Below are 22360 nucleotides of genomic sequence, written 5' to 3'. Positions count from 1 at the left end.
CAGGTCTGACGGTGTCGTACGGGTCGAGCAGCGTCGTCGTACCGGCCGTGGGGCTTCCCACGGCGTGCGGGGGGGGGATCAGCCCTTCAGGCCGGCCATCCACGCCTCGACCTCGTCGGAGCGGCGCGGCAGCGCCTCCGACAGGTTCCGGTTGCCGTCCTCCGTGACGAGGATGTCGTCCTCGATCCGGACGCCGATGCCCCGGTACTCCTCCGGCACGGTCAGGTCGTCCGCCTGGAAGTAGAGCCCCGGCTCGACGGTCAGGCACATGCCCGGCTCCAGCGTGGTGTCGACGTACGCCTCGGTGCGCGCGGCGGCGCAGTCGTGGACGTCCATGCCGAGCATGTGGCCGGTGCCGTGCAGGGTCCAGCGGCGCTGCAGACCGAGCTCCAGGACGCGGTCGACCGGGCCCTCGACGAGGCCCCACTCGACGAGCTTCTCGGCGAGCACGCGCTGGGCGGCGTCGTGGAAGTCACGGTAGGCGGCGCCGGGCTTCACCGCGGCGATGCCGGCCTCCTGCGCCTCGTACACGGCGTCGTAGATCTTGCGCTGGACGTCCGTGAAGCGGCCGTTGATCGGCAGGGTGCGGGTGACGTCGGCGGTGTAGAGCTCGGTGGTCTCCACGCCGGCGTCGAGCAGCAGCAGGTCGCCGGAGCGGACCGGGCCGTCGTTGCGCACCCAGTGGAGGGTGCAGGCGTGCGGACCGGCGGCGGCGATGGTGCCGTAGCCGACGTCGTTGCCCTCGACGCGGGCGCGCAGGAAGAAGGTGCCCTCGATGTAGCGCTCGCTGGTCGCCTCGGCCTTGTCGAGGACCCTGACGACGTCCTCGAAGCCGCGGGCGGTGGAGTCGCAGGCCTTCTGCAGCTCGGCGATCTCGAACGCGTCCTTCACGAGGCGGGCCTCGGAGAGGAAGACGCGCAGCTCCTCGTCGCGCTCGGCGGTCACCTTGTCGACGAGCGCGGCCTCGATGCCGGCGTCGTGGCCCCGGACGTTGCGGACCGGGCCGGTGGCCTCCTTGAGCCACTCGGGCAGCTCGCGCACGTCCTTCGCCGGGATGCCGAGCAGCTGCTCCGCCTCGGCGAGGGAGTGGCGCCGGCCGACCCACAGCTCGCCCATGCCGTCGAGCCAGAACTCGCCGTTCTCGCGGTTCGAGCGCGGCAGCAGGTAGACCGTGGCCTCGTGGCCGCCCTTGACCGGCTCCATGACGAGCACGCCGTCGTGCGTCTGGTCACCGGTGAGGTAGGCGTACTCGGTGGAGGCGCGGAAGCTGTACTCGGTGTCGTTCGACCGGGTCTTCAGGTTTCCGGCCGGGATCACCAGGCGCTCGCCCGGGAAGCGGGCGGAGAGCGCGGCGCGGCGGGCGGCCGTGTGGGCGGCCTGGGGGATCGGCTCCAGGCCGTGCAGCTCGGTGTCGGCCCAGCCGGACCTCATGTTCTCGGCGAGCTCGTCGGAGACGCCCTGGTACAGGCCGTTCTTGCGCTGCTTGATCGGCTGCTCTTCGGATTCCTCCGGGGTCTCCGGGTTCTCCGGCGTGAGCTCCTCGGCCACGGGTCTGCCTCCTTGTGGGTACGACAGTGGTACGACACTGAACCATCACCATCGTACGGTCGTGCGGAAGGGGTCCCAGAGGCGGAAGACCCATGTCCGACGGTCACCCCGCGGTGACTCGGGGCGCCGGCCGAAGCGGGCGCCGGCGAAGCGGGCGGGGACAGCGAGTGGCGGCATGTCGGGTGGCGGCGTGCCGGGTGCCGGTGCCGGGCGGCCTGGTGCCTGGTGCCTGGTGGCGGCGTGGCGGCGTGGCTCGGCGGCGTCAGTCGAAGCGGGCCGCGAGCAGGACGACGTCCTCGCCGTCGGACCCGGGGGCGTCCAGACCCTCGGGCAGCACCGTCCGCAGGACGTGGTCGGCGACGGCACCGGGATCGGCCCGGTCCGCCCTCGGCACGCTCGCCGCGGCGGCGTGCAGCCGCGCGAAGGCCCGGTCCATGGGGTCGCCGGTCCGCCGGAGCAGCCCGTCGGTGTACAGCAGCACCGTTTCTCCGGGCGCGGGCGACAGCTCGACGCTGGGCGCCTCCCAGCAGGCCAGCATGCCGAGGGGAGCGGACAGCGAGGTCTCCACGTACTCGGTGCGGTGCTCGCCCACGACCAGCGGCGGGGTGTGCCCGGCCCCGGCCAGCACGATCCGGCGCGCCTGCGGCTCGCAGTAGGCGAAGAGGGCGGTGGCCGAGCGGGCTGGTTCGGTGAGGCGGAGCAGGAGCTCCAGATCGGAGAGGACGGCGACCGGGTCCTCGCCCTCCATCACGGCGTACGCGCGCAGGGACGCGCGCAGCCGGCCCATGGCCGCCAGGGCGCTCGGCCCGCTGCCGGTGACCGAGCCGACGGCCAGTCCGAGGGCGCCCTCGGGCAGCGGCAGCGCGTCGTACCAGTCGCCGCCGCCCCGCGGGCCGGTGCGGTGCCGGGCGGCGAGCTGGACGCCCGAGATCCGGGGCAGCCGGTGCGGCAGCAGCTCCTCGGTGACGGTGGCGACCTGGGCGCGGGCGCGCTCGACCTCCAGGAGGCGGGCCAGGTGCTCGGTGGCGAACCTGCCGTAGAGGCCGACGAGGTGACGCTGGCGTTCGACGGGCTCGGCGGGCTCGTCGTAGAACCAGACGAGGGCACCGAGCTTCCCGGCCTTCTCGGTGGCGAGCGGCAGGGCGTAGCTGGCGGCGCAGCCGAGGCGGGCGGCGACCTCGCGGTGGCGCGGGTCGAGGTCCTGTGCCCCGCGCAGGTCGGGGATGGCGACGGGGCGGGGCAGGGCACCGTCCGGCAGCGGGTCGAGTCCGTCGAGGATCCGGCCGTACGAGGTGACGCTGCGGGGCACGGTCTCGATGGTGCCGAGTTCGGCGTGCGCGAGGCCGAGACCGACCGTGGTGGCCGGGCCGAGGCCGTCGCCGGGTTCGAGGACCGCCATGCCCCGGCGGGCACCGACCAGACAGGCGCCGGCGCGCAGCACCTCGTGCAGGGCGTCGTCGAGGGTCGAGGTCCTGATCAGGGACTCGGTGTGTTCCTGGAGGAGGGTGAGGTCGGAGACCCAGCCGGCGAGGCGGTCCTGGAGCAGACCGCCGGGGCCCAGGTCGCGGGAGGGCAGCGGCGGGAGGGGGGCGGCGGGTGCCGCAGTGTGCGGGGGAGAAGGAACAGTGGAATCGATTCCGGCCACTTTCGGCGCGCGGGGTGTAGTCATGGCACTCGGCTTTCCGACCTGCGCGTTTCATGCAATAGCATCGCAAACCCCCAAGTCATTCTGCGCCGCTATCCATCGATCCACATCTACACGCACAAGTCGAGCGATGTCCAGCATTGTCACCACGAGACTTCTGGTGTCCGTGAGATCTGACGAGAGGGTTGAAGCCTAGGGGAAGTTGGCCGAAAATTACCCCCGGTGTGCACCATTTGCGGTCGACTGGCGTCGTTTGAAAGCGCGTCATTTTGAGCGAGACGGGTACGTAATCGGTGACGGGCAGGGGCAGTTGGTGACGCCCCTGAATACGGACGCGGAACCCGAGCGTCGTCATCACCGCAGGCCGCACCCCTACCCCACGTGGCGGGGAACGTGTTCCGGCAGGGTCCACCGCTGGAACGACCGCCTGGAAAGACCGCCCGGAAAGACGCCGGGAGCACAGTCCGGCTCGGGCGCGACTCGTACGCGCTGACGCACAGATATACGCACGGTGAAGACATGTGTACGTGCTGTGATCGAAACGTCGTGCACATGGTGTGATGTGGATTCGGCGTTCAACGGAAAGGAACGAGCGCTCATGCGCGAGATCCTCGGAAGGCGACGCAGGCTCCGGTTCGGGCGCGGCAAGCGCGAGGCGGGCACGGAGGGCATGGAGAGCGCGGAGCGCGCGCAGGGCGGGCACGGCACGGAGGGCGCGCTGCGACTGCCCGCCCTGCCGGGCGCCGGGAGAACGCGGCGCGGCACGGCCGGTGCGCCGAGCGCGGGCCGTGGCCGTCGAACCACCCCCGGCCCCGCCGAGGCCGCGCTCCTCTACGCCACCGCGTGGGACTGGCCGGTGCTGCCGGGCGTGGGCCTGCGGGCGGCCGGACCGGTGACACCGGGGCACGACAGCACGGACCTGACGGGCGGCTCGGGCGGGGGCGGTCCGGCCGGTGCGTTCGGTGCGGTCGGCTCGCGGGTGTTCCGGCTGCGGGCGGCCGTGGCGCGGGGGGCCGGATCGTGGGCGGCCGGGTGGCTGCGCGCGGGTGCGCAGGCGCTCGGAGGTACGGGCACGGGGGCGGCCGCCTCCGGGGACGGGGGCACCGGGGATGAGGTCCGCGCGGGCCGGGTCCGCGGGGCCATGGGCGTCCCGCGTGCGGCCGCCGCGGCGCACTGCGCCTGCCCCGACCCCGAGTGCGTCGTGCCCGGAGTGCACCCCTTCGACCCGGGCCTCCTCGCGGCCACGACCGACGCCCGCATGATCCGCTGGTGGTGGAGCAGCCGCCGCCCCGATGCGCCGGTCCTGCTCGCCACCGGCGGCCGCGCCCCCTGCGCGGTGAGCCTGCCGGCCGTCGCGGGCGCCAGGGCGCTCGCCGCGCTCGACGCGCAGGGCATGCGGCTGGGCCCGGTCGTGGCCTCGCCCACGCGCTGGGCGATCCTCGTCGCCCCGTACGACCTCGAACGGCTCGGCGAGCTCCTCTACGCCAAGGACAGCGTGCCCAGCTCGTTGCGCTTCCACGGCGACGGCGGATATCTGCCGCTGCCTCCGTCGGCCACCGCGGCCGGGCAGGTCCGCTGGGAGCGCGCGCCGCTGGAGGGTTCGGCACGTCCGTGGCTGCCGGACGTCGAGGCCGTGGTGGACGCGCTGGTAGAGGCGAGCACGAGCATGCCGGGTGGCGGCAGCAGACTCGCGTACTGACCGGCCCGCCGGGCCTCGCCGGGCTGTCCGGCCCCACTGAGCCCGCCCGGCCACTGGGCGTGTCCGGCCCTCTCGGTCTGTCCGGCCCTCTCGGTCTGTCCGGGCCGTCGGTCCCGCCCTCTCGGTCTGTCCGCCCCCTCGGTCTGTCCGGCCCCGGGCCCGCCCGGTTTCGGGTCTGCCCGGCCCGTCGGGACCCGGCCCTGTCCTGATTCACGCCCGGGCCGTGTCCTGATCCACGTCCCGGCCCGCCAGCGGCCCGCCACCCGAACCGCGACCGATACGCGACTGCTCGGCGACCGGTTCGTGACCGATCCGCGGCCGGTCCGAGTGCGCCTTCACCCGTACGGGTGTGGAGGGCCCCGCCATCCAGGGAAAACGGGCGCGCGGCCGGCCGGGGGCCGGGCGGCCGCGGATATCTTCGCCGGAAGGATCCGTTCCGAGGGTCCTGGATCCGTTCCGGAGAAGCGGGTGGGCCGACGTATGAGGACCGGCGTATGGCGCGTGAGTCCGGCGAAGCTCCGTGGGCTGGGGCTCGGCGCCGCCGTGGTGATCGCGGTACTGGTGCCGATCGCCGCGACGGCCGGCCCCGCCGGAGAACGCCCGCCCGGCCGGGCCGGAGGACGAGCAGCGGGCACGGCCGCGGACCTGGCGCCGGACCCGGCCGGGGTCCTGGCCGGTGACGGGGCGGAAGCGGCGGCCGGCGGCTCGTCGGGCGGCTCGTCCCACGCGTCGTCCGGCGGGCCGTCCGCCGACTCCTCCGCCGACTCGGCCGGCGACTCCGCGGGCGCTCACGGCGACGCGAAGCCCAAGGGAGTGCTCTCGGATCTCGGGCTCGACGCCTCCCACGCGGTCTCCCCGGCCGCCGAGGCCCCTTCGGCGTCCGATCCCTTCCCGTCCGCGACGCGCTGCGGGCCCGAGCTCGCCTCACCCGACGGCGTCGAGGCACAGACCTGCGTGGTGACCGAGGGCGCCGACACCTGGGCGCGTACGTACTACCGCAACACCACGGGCCAGCGGCTCGACGCCGTCCTCACTCTGATGGCGCCCGGCGGGCGAACCGTACAGGTGCGGTGCGCGGTCGAGGCGCGGGACGAACCGGGGACGTGCGAGACGCCGAGGGAGCGCGGGCGCGGAGCCGTCGAGGCATATTCGGCCGTATCGGAATTCGCCGGAGCGGGAGAGGGCGGCAGTGCGCCGCTGTTGCTGCGCTCCGGGAGCAACGCGCCGGAGTCCGACGGGAGTTGAGCCGCGCGCTGCGCGCAGCGGCCTTCCGTGGGCGTCCCGGGGCATGAGAAGACCCGGTCGCTGGCGACGGGGGATGCACCAGCGACCGGGCTTCAAGAACGGTAACAAGAGATCTGCCGTTCGCAAATTCGATCTCGGTTATTCGGACAGGGATTTAGCCCCTCGGACGAGGGGTTGTGGTGGACATCACCGACTGGTCGGTCTGTCAGTCACCGATACCACCTGGGGTATCAGCTGAGCGTGACCTGACGGTTGGTGAGGCCGCCTCGCGCCCTGCGCTCCTCGATGCTCAGCGGGGCGTCCGAGGCGAGCGCCGCGGCGAGCCGCTCGGCGAACTCGGCGGCGGGCTTCTCGCAGTCCTCCGCCGTCATCGAGGTCGGCAGGTCCCACACCGGAACCATGAGCCCGTGGGCCCGGAACGAGCCCACGAGGCGGGTCTCCGGACCGAGCGAGGAGCTGCCGGCGGCCTGCAGGCGGGCCAGCGCGTCGAGGAGCTTCTCCTCCGCGTGCGGCATGACCCAGCGCAGGTGGTTCTTCTCCGGGGTCTCGCACCAGTACGCGGAGTCGACACCGGCCAGCTTCACGGTCGGGATCGCGGCGGCGTTGGCGCGTTCCAGGGAAGCGGCGACCTCGGGGTTGGAATTGTCCGCCGACTCCGGAATCCAGAATTCGAAACCGGAGTGCACGACCGGCGCAAAATCGCTGTCCAGGTCGAGCAGGTCCTGGAGCCGGGGACCCTCCGCCGGTACGCGGCGGGCGGCGACCGGCGTGCCGGGCTCGGCCACCAGGGCGCGCTCCAGGGTGTCGGCGAGGTCGCGGGACAGGTCGCCGGACGAGGTGTCGTTCTGCAGCGCGACCAGCACGGAGCCGTCGTCGCGGCGGAGCGCCGGCCAGGCCATCGGCAGCACGGTCGCCAGCGTCACGGACGGCACGCCCTCGGGCAGTCCGCCCTTGAGGGTGAGCGGTGCGGTCGCGGCGGGGACCAGCTCGCGCAGCGCGACCCAGTCGCACTCGCCGGGCAGCCCCTCGAAGGGGCGCTGGACGTGCTCGGTCACGGCGTGCGCGGCGGCCCGTCCGTGACACGCCTTGTAGCGGCGGCCCGAACCGCAGGGGCAGGGCTCGCGCGCGCCGACGACCGGGATCTCCCCGTTCGTGACCTGTGCCTGGCCGGTCGTGCCGGCCTTGCCGGGCTTCGTCTGGGGGCGCTTCTTGGCCATGGTGTGGCTTTCTCCCGATCGCGGCGGTGCTGTGTCGGGCGCGAGCCTAGCCGTCCGCGGTCCCGCATGCCGGGACCGCGGCTCCCGGGGCCCGGCACGGACTGCCCTGCTCCGGCCCGGGCTGTGCCCTGCTCCGGTCCAGGCTGTGCCCTGCTCCGGTCCGGGCTGCCGGCGCCGTCGGGTCACCCCGCCCGTGCGTCACTCCAGATCGTCGTACGCCTCCAGGAAGTCGAGCCCGCAGCCACCGCCGACCCGCGCCGCGAAGTCCTCGCGGCGATGGCCCTCGGTGACCACGACCCAGACCGTGACCTCGCCCGTCGCGCTGTCCCGTACGCCCCAGTCCTGGGCGAGCGCGCTGATGATGTTCAGCCCGCGACCACCGCGCGCGGTGACCGACGGCGTGGCGGGGACGGGGCGGGTGGGACCACCGCCGTCCGTCACCTCGACCCGCAGTCCACCGGTCTTGTCGATGCTCCAGGCAGCCCGGACATCGCCCTCGCCCACGTGCGCGTCGCGGCCCAGCGGTCTCCCGTGCCGACAGGCGTTGCTGAGCAGTTCCGAAAGGATCAGTACCGCGTCGTCGACGACCGTTTCGGACATCCCGCTGCGGCTCAACTGCTCCCGCATCCGGTGTCGCGCCTCACCCACGCCCGCAGGGCCATGGGGTACGGCCATGCTCGACGACGTGGGCACCTCCTGTGCCACCACCAACGCCACCCCCGAGACCTCCTTTGCCCCACGCCACGTGGTGAATGCCCCAATGGCCTGGACCGGAAACCGGCCAGTCCGCCTCCGGTGACGCACTCGTGACGATCGCGTACGTCCTGAACGCGCCGGTGCACTCCCCCGCACTCCTGTGACAGGTGGTGCGAAAGGGGCGCACGGGGCTGAAGTGCGGCCGGTTAACGGCGGCCGAGCTGGGTCAGCACCTGCTTCGGCCGGTTGGTGATGATCGCGTCGACGCCGAGCCGTTCGCACAGCTCCACGTCCTCCTCCTCGTCGACGGTCCACACGTGCACCTGGTGGCCGGCCTTCTGCAGCCGCAGGATCACGGCGGGGTTGTGGCGGACGATCCGGATGGACGGGCCCGCGATCCGCGCCCCGGCCGGCAGCCGCCCGTCGCGCAGGCGCGGGGTGACGAACTGGGAGAGGGCGACCGTGGGCATGGTCGGCGAGGCCAGCGCGATCCGGTGGAGCGACCGAGGGGAGAAGCTCATGACGCGCACCGGTGAGTCCTCGGGTGCGGCGGGTTTGGCGAGGCCGAAGCGGTCGAGCAGGTGGAGCAGTCTCTCCTCGACCTGCCCGGCCCAGCGGGTGGGGTGCTTGGTCTCGATGGCCAGCTCGACGTGGCGGCCGGCGTCGGAGACGAGTTCCAGGAGGCGTTCGAGGGTCAGGACGGCGGTGGCGCCCGGATCGCCCCGGTCGGGGCTCTCCCCGGCCTCGTCGCGTCCCTTCCAGACGCCGAAGTCGAGGGCGGCGAGATCGGCGAGCTCGAGTGCGGAGACGGCGCCGCGGCCGTTGGAGGTGCGGTTGACGCGGCGGTCGTGGACGCAGACGAGGTGGCCGTCGGCGGTGAGCCGGACGTCGCACTCCAGGGCGTCGGCGCCGTCCTCGATGGCCTTCACGTAGGCGGCCAGCGTGTGTTCGGGGGCGTCCTCGGAGGCTCCGCGGTGGGCGACCACCTGGATCGGGAGGCGGTTCGGTTGCTGCGGTGCGTGGGTCACCGCGTCATGGTAAGGGCGCCCGTTATGCCCTGATGTAAACAATGGGGTGCGGACGCACAGCTCCGGCTTACAGTGGCCTGACGTGCTGTGGGAAAAGCTAAGGGGACAGCTGAGCCCGGCGACCGGCAGCTACCGTGCAGCGACCGTGCAACGAGTGGACGTGGACAGTGAGCGAGGAGAGAGCTGTGAGCACCGAGAACGAGGGCGCGGCGGTTCCGGCTGACCGGAGTGCCCCGTCCGCCCCTCCCGCGCCTCCCGCACCCCCCGTACCTCCGGCCGCCGCGCCGGGAGCCTCGCCCGCGCAGGCCGCCGAACCGGCGGCGGGCCCCGCCGCCGAGCCGATGGCCGAGCCTCAGGCGCCCCACACGTCTCCGGCGCCGGCCGCGTCCGAACCGGCGGCGTCCGAGCCGGTGACGGCTGCCCAGGAGCCGCTGCACACCCCGCCCGCGGCTGCCGCATCCACCCCGGCACCCGCCGCCGCGGGTGCCGGCTGGCCTCCGGCGCCTCCCGTGACCCCGGCCTGGGCCTCGCCCCTGCCGCCCGCCCCGGAGGCCCCGCGCAAGCGCGGCGGCCTGGTGGCGGCCGTCCTCGTGGCGGCCCTGGTGGCCGGCGGCGTCGGCGGTGGCGTCGGGTACTGGGCGGCGTCCGAGCGGGACTCGGGCACCACCACCTCGACCACGATCTCTTCGAGCGACTCCCCCGCCTCCTTCAAGCGCGACCCCGGCACGGTCGCCGCGGTCGCGGCCAAGGCGCTGCCCAGCGTCGTGACCATCCAGGCCAAGTCGGGCGGAGTGGAGGGCGAGGGCGGCACGGGCACCGGCTTCGTCTACGACAAGGAAGGCCACATCGTCACCAACAACCACGTGGTGGCCTCCGCGGCGGAGGGCGGCGGCACGCTCTCGGCCACCTTCTCCGACGGCAAGTCGTACGACGCGGAGGTCGTCGGCCGCGCCGAGGGCTACGACGTGGCCGTACTGAAGCTGAAGAACGCCCCGTCCAACCTCGCCCCGCTGCCTCTGGGCGACTCCGACAAGGTCGCCGTCGGCGACTCGACGATCGCGATCGGCGCGCCCTTCGGCCTGTCGAACACGGTCACGACCGGCATCATCAGCGCCAAGGACCGTTCGGTGGCCTCCGGCGACGGCTCCGGCGGCAAGAACTCGTACATGAGCGCCCTGCAGACCGACGCGTCGATCAACCCGGGCAACTCCGGCGGCCCGCTCCTTGACGCGAGCGGCGCGGTGATCGGCATCAACTCCGCGATCCAGTCGGCGGGCAGCGGCTTCGGCCAGTCCCAGGCGGGCTCGATCGGCCTCGGCTTCGCCATCCCGGTCAACCAGGCCAAGAACGTCGCCGAGCAGCTGATCAAGACGGGCAAGCCGGTCTACCCGGTCATCGGCGCCACCGTGAACATGCAGGACAAGGGCGAGGGCGCGACCATCGCCGAGCAGGGCTCCGGCGGCACCCCGGCCGTCGCGCCGGACGGCCCGGCGGCCAAGGCCGGTCTGAAGCCGGGTGACGTGATCACGGGCTTCGACGACCGCCAGATCGACAGCGGCCCGACCCTGATCAGCGAGATCTGGACCCACAAGCCCGGCGACACGGTCAAGATCACCTACGAACGCGACGGCAAGCCGGCCACGGTCACCCTCACCCTCGGCGAACGCACGGGCGACAACTGACGCTCGCACGGACCGTACGCATCCGCGCCCCGCACCCGCCCCGAGTCCCGCCCGGACGCGGCCCCCCGAGTCTCGCCCGGACGCGGCCCGTCCGCCGCTCGGCCGGCGGCCCTGAGCCACCGTCGAAGAGCGCCGACTCCACGAGATCCGGGCGCGCCGCGGCCGCCGCGGGCCAGGTGTGGGCGGGTTTCCCTGGCGGAGTCCTCCAGCCGGTAGGCTGTAGCCGCTCCGCGCCAGGTGAGGCGGGGCGCGGGTGGGTTGCCCGAGCGGCCTAAGGGAACGGTCTTGAAAACCGTCGTGGCGAGAGTCACCGTGGGTTCAAATCCCACACCCACCGCCAGCTGGAACGGCCCCTGACCAGGATCGATGGTCAGGGGCCGTTCTGGGGTCAGCGCCCGCTTGCTACCGTGGTTCCCCGCCATTTCCCGGGGCGACGGGGACGGATAGGGCACGGTTCGTGCTTACGGCCTCGGCTGCTCCATCACACGGGGCAGCACCAGATCGGAACTACGCCTCGATGCGCTTGCCGGCAGTGCGACCGTGGTTCCAAGCGTCGGCCACCAGCTTGTAGGCCGTGGTGGTACGTGAGCCGGTGCCGCTGTTGTTGAACCCTCCGCGCGACGAACGGCTCAGGATCTCGGAACGCCACTTGGCGGCCGTTCCCATCTTCTGCATCTTCCTCGCCAACTCGGAGTCGTTCACCAGGTCACCCCACCGGCCGATGAACTGCCCGATGCCACCGAGGAGCATTCCATCCCAGGTCTCCGCAGCCCGCCCCCAGGCTTCTTCCGCGATCGTCAGGGTGCGATCGAAGACGGAGGCGCCATAGCGGTCGGTGATCTGCAGCACCCCGGAGACGGCTCCCACGCTGTTCGTGGACGAGGACCCGAGAGCCAGACCGTGCTTCTTCAGGATGCGGTCGGTGTCGACGAAGAGAGGAACACCACCAGTAAGTCCCACGTGATACTCATCGATGGGGCGAGGCTTGTGCGACTCCCGATTCTTGATCAGGAAGAGGATGGCCTCCTGGGGCTGAGTGAGCCCCTCGTGTACGTCGGCGCGAATCGTGGGGATGCCGGCGAGCACGCACGCGCGCCAACGGTGCTGGCCATCAACGATGTACAGGTCGCCATCATCCCTGCGCGAGACGATGATCGAACCGATGGCCTCTCGCACTATGTTGTTCGCGATGTTCTGCGCTCGCCGCTCGTTGAGGGTGCGCTGAGCTTGGGGATCGATGTTGAGCTCAGCCACGGAGAGCTCCTGTCCGTACTCCACGTTGTGGGTCGGAAGCTCGAAGGTGTACCGGGCTTTGGGCATGGCTGTGCCTTCCTGCGCTGTGGTAGGGGGATGTTCGGCTATGCCGGGATGTTGGGAACAGCGCGCTGCCGTATCTAAGCACCCATCACATAAGCCCCTCAAACGTCTAGTTGTCTCTCGGACGTCACCCCGCACGGCCTCCGCGCGTCGCACGGCACCTGGGTCGCTGGCCGGTACGGCGTGATGACGGCTGCCCATCGGCTCGGGCACTCCAACGTGAGCGTCACCACCCGGCACTACACTCGTCCCGTGGCCGGCCGAGATGCCGAGGTCGCTGCCGCGTCTGATGCCTGTGCTCGAGGGGCATGCGGATGCCGATGGGGCACGTAGAGGGCACGACGACGAGGACGACGGCTCCGCTGGCGTCCTCGAACCCCGTCTGACCTGCGCCGGAGCCTGAAGCGGCCTTGATCGTCGAAAGGTCTTGAAGACCGTCGAGGCAGCGATGTCTCCGTGGGCTCAAATCCCACACCCATCGCAGATGAACAGCCTCTGACTGGAAGAACGGTCAGAGGCTGTTCTGTTCGTGCTTCCCGCGAAGGCCTCCTTGTCCCGTGGTTCCCTCCGGTCGGGAATCGGCAGCAAAGCCGTGAAGGCACGTTCGGCTGCCGCCAATCGGCTGCATGGGCGCCCCCGCCCCCGACTACAGGTCGGGCAGCCGTTCGCCGGCCGAGGGGGAGCGTCCCTCTTCGAGCCAGAAGAGGTAGGTCCGCAGATCCGCTGCCAGGCGCCCCGCGAAGGAGGACTCGTAGTCCCGGACGGCGGCGAACACACCCTGCTGAGCCCAGTCGATGGCGTTCCAGTCATGGGCGGACAAGTACTCGATGATCCGACCGCGGTCGCGCCACCACTCCCGAACCGCGTCCGGTGTCCACCTTGTATCGCCGTCGCAGCCGTACCCGAGTAAGGGATCGCAGCAGGCGGCTTCGACCAGTCGCGCCGCCTCCGCGGGCCTTCGGGGCTGCCGGTAGACGTACTCCGTCAGGTATTCACCGCCGTAAAGGACGTGTTGGGGGGCAGAGATGCGACCTGTCCGGCAGGTGTCGGTCTCGCCACCGTAGAAGGGACCCGGGACATTGAGCCAGAGCCGGTCTTCCCAACGTCCTTGGAACACCTCACGGTCCTTGTCGGAAAGGCTGGCAACGGGGTCGTCATACAGGGTCACCGGACTGAGCATAGAAACCCGTGTCCTGCCTGTCGTCGGAGCACCGCCGTCCCGTCCTGGCGATTGACTCCGCAGCTGAGCGAACCCGAGGCTGTGGCGCTGGCGCCGCCCGGCGCCGGTCCGGAGGCCGACGCTCAGGGTGTACGGGCCATGATCGTCGCCGCCGAGGCCAGGGTGGCGTGGACCTCCGGTGCCGGGAGGCCCGTGGTGAGGGCCGCGGTGGTGAGGGCGGCGAGGAGGGGGGCCGGGGCGCCCGTCTCGTAGGCGCGGCAGGCGGCCCAGAAGAGGCGGGTGTTGCGCTGGCCGTGCGGGGAGGCGAGGACGAAGCGGACCAGGGCCTCGGCGGCCGCCGGTGAGGGTGGGACGGGGTGGTCCAAAGGGGCCGGTGGGGCGGGCGGGGCGATGAGGGTGAGCAGCACGGGCGGGCAGGGCGCGGGAGCGAGGCCGGCCGTGCCGGGAGCGAGGCGGTACGTGCCGCGCGAGGTGATCGAACCGGGCCCGACCAGGTAGCCGCCCGAGCCCCGGACGTCGACGCCGGGAGCGAGGCGGCCCGCCGAGTTGGGGACCACGACGTCGGCCGGGCCGGTCAGCCACAGGTGCCGGCCGCCGCCCGGGGTGAGGACCGTGACCGTCGGCGGGACGGTGAACCCGTGCCGCCGGGCCAGTGCCCCGAGCGCGGCCACCCCGTCCGTGCCGCCGCCCCCTTCCTCCTCCGGCGCCGCCTCCCGTACGTCGAGGTCGACTCCGATCAGCCGGTGCGGCGGGCGCCCGCAGGCGATGCCGTATCCCGTCGCCCATGGGGCCGCCGCGAAGAGGGCCCGTACGGCGGCCGGGTCCGTCGTCGCGTCGTGGACGCCGTGGCCGGGCAGGCCGCATTCGCCGCGGCAGGGCGCCGGGCGGTGCTCGCCCCGGTGGGGTGAGCGCAGCGCCGGGAGCTTGGTGCGGGACAGGGGGATGACGGGAAGCCCGCGCTCCGCCGCGGTCAGGGCGTGGGCCAGGGCGAGGGCGTGGTTCAGGGCGGCGGTCTGCCGGGCAGAAGCGGCCATGGACCTAGTTTCGTACACGGGTTCGAATAAGGGAAGAGGGGTCGGGCTTCCCGTGGCCGGCCGGCCCCCGTGCGACGACCTTGACAGGGCTCCCGTATCTGACGGACAGTCAGGAAAGTCGATGGGAGCCCCGACGGGAGGCGTCGCCGTGCACCTCGCCCCGACCGAACGGCAACTGCGGCTGCGCGCCGAGCTCCGCGCGTACTTCCGCGACCTGATGCCCGACGGCCCGCCGCCCGCCACCGACGGCGCCGCGCAGCGGGCGCTGCTGCGCCGGATCGGCGGCGACGGGATGCTGGGACTCGGCTGGCCCGAGGAGTACGGCGGCCAAGGCCGCGGCCCGGACGAGCAGTTCGTCTTCTTCGACGAGGCGTACCGGGCGGGCGCTCCCGTCTCCATGGTCACCCTCAACACCGTCGGCCCCACCCTGATGACGTACGGCACCGACGAGCAGAAGGCGTACTTCCTGCCCCGCATCCTGCGCGGCGAGACCGTCTTCGCCATCGGCTACAGCGAGCCCGGGGCCGGTACGGACCTCGCCTCGCTGCGCACCCGGGCCGTGCGCGACGGCGGTTCGTGGGTCGTCGACGGGCAGAAGGTCTTCACCTCCAACGCGCAGAACGCCGACTGGGTCTGGCTGGCCTGCCGCACCGACCCCGACGCTCCCCCGCACCGGGGCATCTCCCTCGTCCTCGTCCCCACCGACGCCCCGGGATTCTCCTGGACCCCGATCGAGACCGTCGGCGGGCTCACCACGACCGCGACCTACTACGACGGGATCCGCGTCCCGGCCGGGAACCTGGTCGGCGAGGAGAACGGCGGCTGGGGCCTCATCACCAGCCAGCTCAACCACGAGCGGGTCGCGCTCGCCGCGATCGGGATGCAGGCCGAGGACTTCTTCGCGGCGGCGCTCCGGCACGCCCGTGCACCCGATCCGGTGACGGGGAGGCGTCGGATTGACGAGCCGTGGATCCGGATCCGGGCGGCCGAGGCACATGTCCGGCTGGCGGCGACGCGCCTGCTCAACTGGCGTCTGGTGGGGGATGTGAGGGCGGGCGGACCGGCCCCCGGGGACGCGAGCGGAGTGAAGTTCGCGGGAACCGAATCGGCGGTCGAGGTGTACCGAATGTGTCAGGAGATCGCGGGCGGGGCCGGACTGGTCCGAACGGGGTCGCCGGGAGCGTTCGACGGCGGCGAGCTCGAGCGGATGAACCGGGCCGCCCAGATCAACACCTTCGGGGGAGGGGTGAGCGAGGTGCAGCGCGAGATCGTCGCGAGGACGCGGCTCGGCATGAAGGGGAGGCGGCGCCGATGACGGCCGTACGGGGGCTCCCGCCGGAGCATGACCCCCACGACGAGCCGGACCTCTTCCACGCGCGGCTGAAGGCGTACGAGGGGCAGGCCGCCGTCACCGCCGGTGCCGGCAAGGACCTCGTCAACGAGCCCATGATCAGACACTGGTGCGAGGCGATGGGGGACACCCATCCCGCCTACCGGGGGCCCGGGGCGGTCGCGCCGCCGACCATGCTCCAGGCGTGGACGATGGGCGGCCTGTCCGGCCACGCGGGCCGTTCGGGGGCGTACGAGGAGCTGTCCGCCCTCCTCGACGGCGCCGGGTACACGGCGGTCGTCGCCACCGACTGCGAGCAGGAGTACCTGCGGCCGCTCCGGCCGGGGGACGCGATCACCTTCGACGCCGTCATCGAGTCCGTCTCGCCGCGCAAGACCACGAAGCTCGGCACCGGTCACTTCGTCACGACGCGCATGGACGTCCGGGCCTGCGGCGAGCTCGCCGGGACCCACCGCTTCCGGATCCTGAAGTACGCGCCGGTCGCCCGCCCCGTAAAACCACCGCCCGCCGAACCGACACCGACACAGGCACCGACACCGGCACCGACGCAGTCGCAGTCGCAGTCGCACCGGGCGGCAGCTCACGGCGCGGCAGCTCACGGCGAGTCAGCACCCTCCCGCCCCGCCCCGCCCAGGCGGCCCCGGCCCGTCGTCAACCGCGACAACGCGGGTTTCTGGGAGGGCGTGGCCGAGCACCGGCTGCTGATCCAGCGATGTGGCGACTGCGAGGCCCTCCGCTTCCCCTGGCTGCCCGGGTGCAACGCCTGCGGCGCACTGCGGTGGGACACCGTCGAGGCGAGCGGCGAGGGGATCGTCTACTCGTACGTGGTGATGCACCACCCGCCCTTCCCCGCCTTCGACCCTCCCTACGCGGTGGGGCTGATCGAACTGGCCGAGGGGGTGCGGATCGTCAGCAACGTCGTCGGAGTGCCGTACGACAAGGTGCGGATCGGGATGCCGGTCCGGCTGGAGTTCCTCCGGGTGGACGACGAGCTGGAACTCCCCGTCTTCCGGGCGGGCGGGGAGGACTGACATGGACTTCACGCCCACGGAGGAGCAGCAGGCCGCCCGGGACCTCGCCGCCCGGATCTTCGGCGACCTCGCCACGCACGAGCGGCTCGCCGCCGCCGGTACGGGTACGGACGCCGAGCTGTGGAAGGCCCTGTGCGCGGCGGGCCTGATGGAGGCCGTCGAGGAGACCGGACTGCTCGGGCTCGTCCTGCTCGCCGAGGAGCAGGGGCGCACGACGGCGCAGGTCCCGTTCACGGCGAGCGGGGCGTACGGGCTGCTGGCCCTCACCCGCCACGGTACGCAGGAGCAGCGCGCCCGGCTGCTGCCGGGGCTCAGGGACGGCACGACGGTGATCACGGGCGCGTTCCCGGCCCAGGCCCCGGCCCAGGGGGCAATGGAAGCGGCGCGGAGGGCGGTTTCCGGGGCGGGGCCGGGAGAGGGCCCCGCGCCGGGGACGGGGGCGGGATCAGGCTCGGGATCAGCCGCGGGCTCGGGCTCGGGCACGGGCACGGCATCAGACACGGGCTCGGGCGCGGGCGCGGGCGCGGGAGGCGGCCGGCTGACCGGCACCGTCGGGTGGGTGCCCTGGCTGCGCGACGCCACCCATGTGCTCGTCCCGGACGGGGACCGTGCCCTCTGGCTGGTGCGCACGGCGGACCTCCCGGGTCCGGTCGAGAAGGTCGAGCTCACCGCTGCCTGGTCCGCCGGGCGGCTCGTCCTCGACGGGACGCCGGCGGAGCCCGTCGGAGGCCCTGGGCCCGAGGCGTACGAGGACGTGCTCACCGCCGTCCGGATCGCGTTCGCCGGGCTCCAGGCGGGGGTCTGCGCCGGCTCGCTGGCCCGCGCGGTCGCGTACACCTCGACGCGGGAGCAGTTCGGGCGGCCGCTCTCCTCGAACCAGGCGGTGCAGCTGAGGGCCGCCGACGCCCATATGGACACGGAGGCGATCCGGGTCACCGCCTACGAGGCGGCCTGGCGGTACGACCAGGCGCTGCCCGCCGCCGAGCACGCCCTGACGGCCGCCTGGTGGGCCTCCGAGGCGGGCAAGCGGGTGGTGCACACGGGCCAGCACCTGCACGGCGGCATGGGCGCCGACCTCGACCACCCCGTCCACCGCCACTTCCTCTGGGGCCGTCAGCTCGACGCGTACCTGGGCTGCGGCACCGAACTCCTCGCCGAGCTGGGCGATCTGCTCGCGCAAGGAGGACCCGCATGAAGCCGGGCGACGAGCTGGCGCCGCTCACGATCCCGATCACCCGCACCCTGATCGTCGCCGGGGCGGTCGCCTCCCGCGACTACCAGGACGTGCACCACGACGCGGAGCTCGCCCGGGCGAAGGGCTCCCCGGACATCTTCATGAACATCCTCACCACCAACGGGCTCGTCGGCCGCTACGTCACCGACCGCCTCGGCCCCGCCGCCGTCCTGCGCAAGGTCGCCATCCGGCTCGGGGCCCCCAACTACCCGGGAGACACGATGACCTTGGCCGGGACGGTCACGGAGGTGGACGGCGAGACGGTCCGGGTGCGGGTGGTCGGTACGAACGGCATCGGGCACCACGTGACCGGCACCGTCACGGCCACGGTCCCGCCCCCGTCCGCGACCACACCCCCGCCCCCGTCCCCGGCCCTCTCCGCACCCCCACCCCCACCCCCACTCCCACCCCCCTCCGCTCCCCCACTCGCCTCCGCAGGAGAGGGAGCCCGTCACGAGGAGGGCGAGCGATGAGCGTCCGGGGTCGCGATGCGCTGGGCGGCCGGGCCGCCGTCGTGGGCATCGGCGCGACCGAGTTCTCCAAGGACTCGGGCCGCAGCGAACTCACCCTCGCCGTGGAGGCCGTGCGGGCGGCGCTCGACGACGCCGGACTGGTGCCCGGTGACGTCGACGGCCTCGTCACCTTCACCATGGACACCAACCCCGAGATCACCGTCGCCCAGGCGGCCGGCATCGGCGAGCTGTCCTTCTTCTCCCGCGTCCACTACGGCGGCGGCGCCGCCTGCGCCACCGTCCAGCAGGCCGCCCTCGCCGTCGCCACCGGGATCGCCGAAGTCGTCGTCTGCTACCGGGCGTTCAACGAGCGCTCCGGCCGCCGCTTCGGCTCCGGCGTCCACCACAGGGAGCCGTCCGCGGAGGGTGCGGCGCTCGGGTGGCAGCTGCCCTTCGGGCTGCTCACCCCGGCCTCCTGGGTCGCCATGATCGCCCAGCGCTATCTCCACACCTACGGGCTCCCGCCGGACGCCTTCGGCCACGTCGCCGTCACCGACCGCCGTCACGCGGCCACCAACCCCGCCGCCTACTTCCACGGCAAACCGATCACGCTCGCCGACCACGCCGCCTCCCGCTGGATAGCCGAGCCGCTGCGGTTGCTCGACTGCTGCCAGGAGACCGACGGCGGCCAGGCGGTGGTCGTCACCTCCGTCGAACGCGCCCGGGATCTGCGCCGTCCGCCGGCCGTGATCGTGGCCGCGGCGCAGGGCGCGGGGCGCAACCAGGAAGCGATGACCAGCTTCTACCGCGACGGGCTGACCGGGCTGCCGGAGATGGGTGTGGTGGCCCGCCAGCTCTGGCGGAGCTCGGGGCTCGCGCCCGGGGACATCGACGTGGGCATCCTCTACGACCACTTCACGCCGTTCGTGCTGATGCAGCTGGAGGAGTTCGGTTTCTGCGCGCCGGGTGAGGCGGCCGACTTCGTGGCGGCGGACGCGCTGCCGCTGAACACCCACGGGGGTCAGTTGGGAGAGGCGTATCTGCACGGGATGAACGGGATCGCGGAGGCGGTCCGGCAACTGCGCGGCACGTCGGTGAACCAGATACCCGGGGCGGCCCGGACCCTGGTCACGGCCGGCACCGGTGTCCCCACGTCCGGGTTGATCCTGGGCACGGACTCCTGACGCGGCCCCACGCACCCGGCCGCCCTCCACCCCCTCCCGCCCCGGCGTCGTCCCCGCGTCGGCTTCACGGCCTCACCCCCTCCCGCCCCGGCGTCGTCCCCGTGTCGGCTTCACGGCCTCACCCTCTCCCGCCCCGGCGTCGTCCCCGTGTCGGCTTCACGGCCTCACCCTCTCCCGCCCCGGCGTCGTCCTCACGTCCCCCCCCCCGGGGCACCTGACAGCGCGCCGTGCACCCCCGGCGGACCCTGACGCCGGGCGGTCGCGGCTCCACCTACAGGAGGTGCGGAGGACCCCACCCCTACAACCTGAGAGGGAGTGCGGTTCGGGACCTGGGGCCGATCCCCGGGACGGGGGGCCGCTCATAGCGTGGAGCCATGACTCCGCCACCCCCTGGCCCCGTCTGCACCGGCGCCTCGACCCTCGCCGGCCGCCCGGCGCCGCACGCCGCCGCGTACCCCTCCTTCACCTCGTACGTACGCGCCCGCGGTCCCGTCCTCCTGCGCACCGCGCGCTCGCTGACGGCGAACCCGTCGGATGCCGAGGACCTGCTCCAGACGGCGCTCGCCAAGACCTTCGTCGCCTGGGAGCGCATCGAGGACCATCGTGCCCTGGACGGTTATGTGCGCCGGGCGCTGCTCAACACCCGGACGTCGCAGTGGCGCAAGCGCAAGGTCGACGAGTTCGCGTGCGAGGAGCTGCCGGAGCCCGCCGGGCTGCCGGAGCCGGACCCGGCGGAGCGCCAGGCGCTGCACGACGCGATGTGGCGTGCGGTGATGAAGCTTCCCGACCGTCAGCGCGCGATGGTCGTCCTCAGGTACTACGAGGACCTGAGCGAGGCGCAGACCGCCGAGGTGCTCGGCGTCTCCGTCGGCACGGTGAAAAGCGCCGTCTCCCGGGCCCTGGGCAAGCTCCGCGAGGACCCGGAGCTGTCCCCCGTACGGTAAGAACCCCCGGCTCCAGGCGGGTTACCCTCAGTTACGCCAGTGATCGCTGGCAATTTCCATACTCCCGGGTAGTGACATACCGCGTGGTATGTGCGCAGAATCGCCCCACCCCACTCCACCTACTGCCGCGTAGCGCCCACCGGGAGGACGCCGTGCTGAGCACCATGCAGGACGTACCGCTGACCGTCACCCGCATCCTCGAGCACGGGATGCGGATCCACGGGAAGTCCACCATCACCACCTGGACCGGAGAGGCCGAGCCGCAGCGCCGCACCTTCGCGGAGACGGGCGCCCGCGCCGGACAGCTGGCCAACGCCCTGCGCGACGAACTCGGCGTCACCGCCGACGAGCGGGTCGCCACCCTCATGTGGAACAACGCCGAGCACGTCGAGGCGTACTTCGCGATCCCCGCCATGGGCGCGGTCCTCCACACCCTCAACCTCCGTCTTCCCCCCGAGCAGCTGGCCTGGATCGTCAACCACGCCGCCGACCGGGTGGTGATCGTCAACGGTTCGCTGCTGCCCCTCCTCGCCCCGCTGCTGCCGCACCTGCCGACCGTCGAGCACGTCGTCGTGAGCGGCCCCGGCGACCGTTCCGTCCTGGACGGTGCCGCTCCCCGCGTGCACGACTACGAGGAGCTGATCAGCGGCCGCCCCAGCACGTACGACTGGCCCGAGCTGGACGAGCGCGCCGCCGCCGCCATGTGCTACACCTCCGGCACCACCGGCGACCCCAAGGGCGTCGTCTACTCCCACCGCTCCATCTACCTGCACTCCATGCAGGTCAACATGACCGAGTCGATGGGCCTCACCGACAGGGACACGACCCTGGTGGTCGTTCCGCAGTTCCACGTGCTCGCCTGGGGGCTGCCGCACGCCACCTTCATGACCGGCATCAACATGCTGATGCCGGACCGGTTCCTGCAGCCGGCCCCGCTCGCCGAGATGATCGAGAGCGAGAAGCCGACCCACGCCGCCGCCGTCCCCACCATCTGGCAGGGCCTGCTCGCCGAGGTCACCGCCCGCCCCCGCGACCTGACCTCCATGGCCCAGGTCACCATCGGCGGCGCCGCCTGTCCGCCCTCCCTCATGGAGGCGTACGACAAGCTCGGCGTCCGCCTCTGCCACGCCTGGGGCATGACGGAGACCTCTCCGCTCGGCACCATGGCCCACCCGCCGGCCGGTCTGACCGCCGAGGAGGAATGGCCCTACCGGGTCACCCAGGGCCGCTTCCCGGCCGGCGTCGAGGGCCGTCTGGTCGGCCCCGGCGGCGAGGTCCTGCCCTGGGACGGCGAGTCCGCGGGCGAGCTGGAAGTCCGCGGCAACTGGATCGCCGGCGCCTACTACGGCGGCGCAGCGGGCGAGCCCTTCCGGCCCGAGGACAAGTTCAGCGCGGACGGCTGGCTCAAGACCGGCGACGTCGGCGTCATCAGCCCCGACGGCTACCTCACCCTCACCGACCGCGCCAAGGACGTCATCAAGTCCGGCGGCGAGTGGATCTCCTCCGTCGAGCTGGAGAACGCGCTCATGGGCCACCCGGCCGTCGCCGAGGCCGCCGTCGTGGCCGTCCCCGACGACAAGTGGGGCGAGCGCCCGCTGGCGACCGTCGTCCTCAAGGAGGGCACGAGCGCGGACTACGAGGAGCTGCGCGCCTTCCTCGCCACCGAGGGCGGCATCGCCAAGTGGCAGCTTCCGGAGCGCTGGGCGATCGTGCCGGCGGTGCCGAAGACGAGCGTGGGCAAGTTCGACAAGAAGGTGATCCGCAAGCAGTACGCGGACGGCGCGCTGGACGTGACGCAGCTGTAGCGGGAGGCGGGGCGGTACGGGGCGGGGCGCCCGGCCCGTAGCGCCGTACGGACTGACGACGGGTGTAC

Annotated in this window: 17 protein-coding genes, 1 tRNA gene and 1 pseudogene; 11 read left to right on the top strand and 8 right to left on the bottom strand. The window is 72.7% G+C overall.

From position 1 onward, the window contains the following. Nucleotides 1–78: 78 nt before the first annotated feature. Nucleotides 79–1548, bottom strand: coding sequence for an aminopeptidase P family protein (locus ABD954_RS16710; RefSeq protein WP_345486825.1), 1470 nt, complete (start codon nucleotides 1546–1548; stop codon nucleotides 79–81). A 262-nt stretch (nucleotides 1549–1810) separates the two neighbouring features. After that, complete coding sequence (locus ABD954_RS16705; RefSeq protein ID WP_345486824.1) at nucleotides 1811–3217, bottom strand: PP2C family protein-serine/threonine phosphatase; 1407 nt, start codon at nucleotides 3215–3217, stop codon at nucleotides 1811–1813. Nucleotides 3218–4334: 1117 nt separating this feature from the next. Between ABD954_RS16705 and ABD954_RS16700 the strand changes: the two genes are divergently transcribed. Then, nucleotides 4335–4892: a bifunctional DNA primase/polymerase gene (locus ABD954_RS16700; protein ID WP_345492233.1), complete on the top strand. Its 558-nt coding sequence runs from the start codon at nucleotides 4335–4337 to the stop codon at nucleotides 4890–4892. Nucleotides 4893–5393: 501 nt separating this feature from the next. Next, nucleotides 5394–6137 carry a hypothetical protein gene (locus tag ABD954_RS16695; protein ID WP_345486823.1) on the top strand — a complete coding sequence of 248 codons (744 nt, stop codon included), beginning with the start codon at nucleotides 5394–5396 and terminating at the stop codon, nucleotides 6135–6137. A 230-nt stretch (nucleotides 6138–6367) separates the two neighbouring features. Here the strand turns inward: ABD954_RS16695 and ABD954_RS16690 are convergent, their stop codons facing one another. The 3 genes from ABD954_RS16690 to ABD954_RS16680 all read right to left on the bottom strand — a co-directional run bounded on the left by ABD954_RS16690 (nucleotide 6368) and on the right by ABD954_RS16680 (nucleotide 9078). After that, nucleotides 6368–7354 carry a DUF5926 family protein gene (locus ABD954_RS16690; protein WP_345486822.1) on the bottom strand — a complete coding sequence of 329 codons (987 nt, stop codon included), beginning with the start codon at nucleotides 7352–7354 and terminating at the stop codon, nucleotides 6368–6370. A gap of 198 nt (nucleotides 7355–7552) precedes the next feature. Beyond that, nucleotides 7553–8158: an ATP-binding protein gene (locus ABD954_RS16685; RefSeq protein WP_345486821.1), complete on the bottom strand. Its 606-nt coding sequence runs from the start codon at nucleotides 8156–8158 to the stop codon at nucleotides 7553–7555. Between the two features lie 98 nt (nucleotides 8159–8256). Further along, the gene (locus tag ABD954_RS16680; protein ID WP_345486820.1) at nucleotides 8257–9078 is read right to left on the bottom strand and encodes a glycerophosphodiester phosphodiesterase; all 822 of its coding nucleotides are present in this window, start codon (nucleotides 9076–9078) and stop codon (nucleotides 8257–8259) included. A gap of 185 nt (nucleotides 9079–9263) precedes the next feature. On the opposite strand from ABD954_RS16680, the gene ABD954_RS16675 reads away from it, so the two are divergent. Next, nucleotides 9264–10760: a S1C family serine protease gene (locus ABD954_RS16675; protein WP_345486819.1), complete on the top strand. Its 1497-nt coding sequence runs from the start codon at nucleotides 9264–9266 to the stop codon at nucleotides 10758–10760. 252 nt (nucleotides 10761–11012) lie between these two features. After that, nucleotides 11013–11100 (top strand) — tRNA-Ser (locus ABD954_RS16670). 167 nt (nucleotides 11101–11267) lie between these two features. Here ABD954_RS16670 and ABD954_RS16665 read toward each other — a convergent pair. The 3 genes from ABD954_RS16665 to ABD954_RS16650 all read right to left on the bottom strand — a co-directional run bounded on the left by ABD954_RS16665 (nucleotide 11268) and on the right by ABD954_RS16650 (nucleotide 14291). Continuing rightward, entirely contained in the window at nucleotides 11268–12014 is a 747-nt protein-coding gene (locus tag ABD954_RS16665; RefSeq protein ID WP_345486818.1) for a DUF6551 family protein, read from the bottom strand. 709 nt (nucleotides 12015–12723) lie between these two features. Further along, the gene (locus ABD954_RS16655; RefSeq protein WP_345486817.1) at nucleotides 12724–13245 is read right to left on the bottom strand and encodes a ferredoxin; all 522 of its coding nucleotides are present in this window, start codon (nucleotides 13243–13245) and stop codon (nucleotides 12724–12726) included. 134 nt (nucleotides 13246–13379) lie between these two features. Then, a complete protein-coding gene (locus ABD954_RS16650; RefSeq protein WP_345486816.1) occupies nucleotides 13380–14291 on the bottom strand; it encodes a bifunctional DNA primase/polymerase in 912 nt (303 codons plus the stop codon). A gap of 148 nt (nucleotides 14292–14439) precedes the next feature. On the opposite strand from ABD954_RS16650, the gene ABD954_RS16645 reads away from it, so the two are divergent. The 7 genes and pseudogenes from ABD954_RS16645 to ABD954_RS16615 all read left to right on the top strand — a co-directional run bounded on the left by ABD954_RS16645 (nucleotide 14440) and on the right by ABD954_RS16615 (nucleotide 22292). After that, nucleotides 14440–15606: an acyl-CoA dehydrogenase family protein gene (locus tag ABD954_RS16645; RefSeq protein WP_345492231.1), complete on the top strand. Its 1167-nt coding sequence runs from the start codon at nucleotides 14440–14442 to the stop codon at nucleotides 15604–15606. Further along, nucleotides 15603–16673 (top strand): bifunctional MaoC family dehydratase N-terminal/OB-fold nucleic acid binding domain-containing protein, encoded by a 1071-nt coding sequence (locus ABD954_RS16640; protein WP_345486815.1) that lies wholly within the window; start codon nucleotides 15603–15605, stop codon nucleotides 16671–16673. Before ABD954_RS16645 ends, ABD954_RS16640 begins: the two co-directional genes overlap by 4 nt. Nucleotide 16674: 1 nt before the next feature. Continuing rightward, nucleotides 16675–17868: an acyl-CoA dehydrogenase family protein gene (locus ABD954_RS16635; RefSeq protein ID WP_345486814.1), complete on the top strand. Its 1194-nt coding sequence runs from the start codon at nucleotides 16675–16677 to the stop codon at nucleotides 17866–17868. Continuing rightward, nucleotides 17865–18242: pseudogene (locus tag ABD954_RS16630) on the top strand (MaoC family dehydratase); the annotation flags it as partial. The gene ABD954_RS16635 and the pseudogene ABD954_RS16630, both read left to right, overlap by 4 nt. 134 nt (nucleotides 18243–18376) lie before the next feature. Continuing rightward, complete coding sequence (locus ABD954_RS16625; protein WP_345486813.1) at nucleotides 18377–19543, top strand: lipid-transfer protein; 1167 nt, start codon at nucleotides 18377–18379, stop codon at nucleotides 19541–19543. Nucleotides 19544–19917: 374 nt separating this feature from the next. Next, entirely contained in the window at nucleotides 19918–20487 is a 570-nt protein-coding gene (locus ABD954_RS16620) for a SigE family RNA polymerase sigma factor (protein ID WP_345486812.1), read from the top strand. A 152-nt stretch (nucleotides 20488–20639) separates the two neighbouring features. After that, nucleotides 20640–22292 carry a long-chain fatty acid--CoA ligase gene (locus tag ABD954_RS16615; RefSeq protein WP_345486811.1) on the top strand — a complete coding sequence of 551 codons (1653 nt, stop codon included), beginning with the start codon at nucleotides 20640–20642 and terminating at the stop codon, nucleotides 22290–22292. Nucleotides 22293–22360: the final 68 nt, after the last annotated feature.

The sequence above is a fragment of the Streptomyces roseoviridis genome (assembly GCF_039535235.1).
GTDB classification, from domain to species: Bacteria; Actinomycetota; Actinomycetes; order Streptomycetales; family Streptomycetaceae; genus Streptomyces; species Streptomyces roseoviridis.
The sequence above is the reverse complement of the archived record's forward strand: the minus strand, read 5'-3'. Positions and strand labels throughout refer to the sequence as shown.

What these genes read in the sequence shown, in the direction of transcription:
- ABD954_RS16620 (WP_345486812.1), top strand. Translation starts at nt 19,918, where the DNA reads ATGACTCCGCCACCCCCTGGCCCCGTCTGCACCGGCGCCTCGACCCTC.
- ABD954_RS16635 (WP_345486814.1), top strand. Translation starts at nt 16,675, where the DNA reads ATGGACTTCACGCCCACGGAGGAGCAGCAGGCCGCCCGGGACCTCGCC.
- ABD954_RS16700 (WP_345492233.1), top strand. Translation starts at nt 4,335, where the DNA reads ATGGGCGTCCCGCGTGCGGCCGCCGCGGCGCACTGCGCCTGCCCCGAC.
- ABD954_RS16705 (WP_345486824.1), bottom strand. Translation starts at nt 3,217, where the DNA reads ATGACTACACCCCGCGCGCCGAAAGTGGCCGGAATCGATTCCACTGTT.
- ABD954_RS16625 (WP_345486813.1), top strand. Translation starts at nt 18,377, where the DNA reads ATGAGCGTCCGGGGTCGCGATGCGCTGGGCGGCCGGGCCGCCGTCGTG.
- ABD954_RS16650 (WP_345486816.1), bottom strand. Translation starts at nt 14,291, where the DNA reads ATGGCCGCTTCTGCCCGGCAGACCGCCGCCCTGAACCACGCCCTCGCC.
- ABD954_RS16640 (WP_345486815.1), top strand. Translation starts at nt 15,603, where the DNA reads ATGACGGCCGTACGGGGGCTCCCGCCGGAGCATGACCCCCACGACGAG.
- ABD954_RS16690 (WP_345486822.1), bottom strand. Translation starts at nt 7,354, where the DNA reads ATGGCCAAGAAGCGCCCCCAGACGAAGCCCGGCAAGGCCGGCACGACC.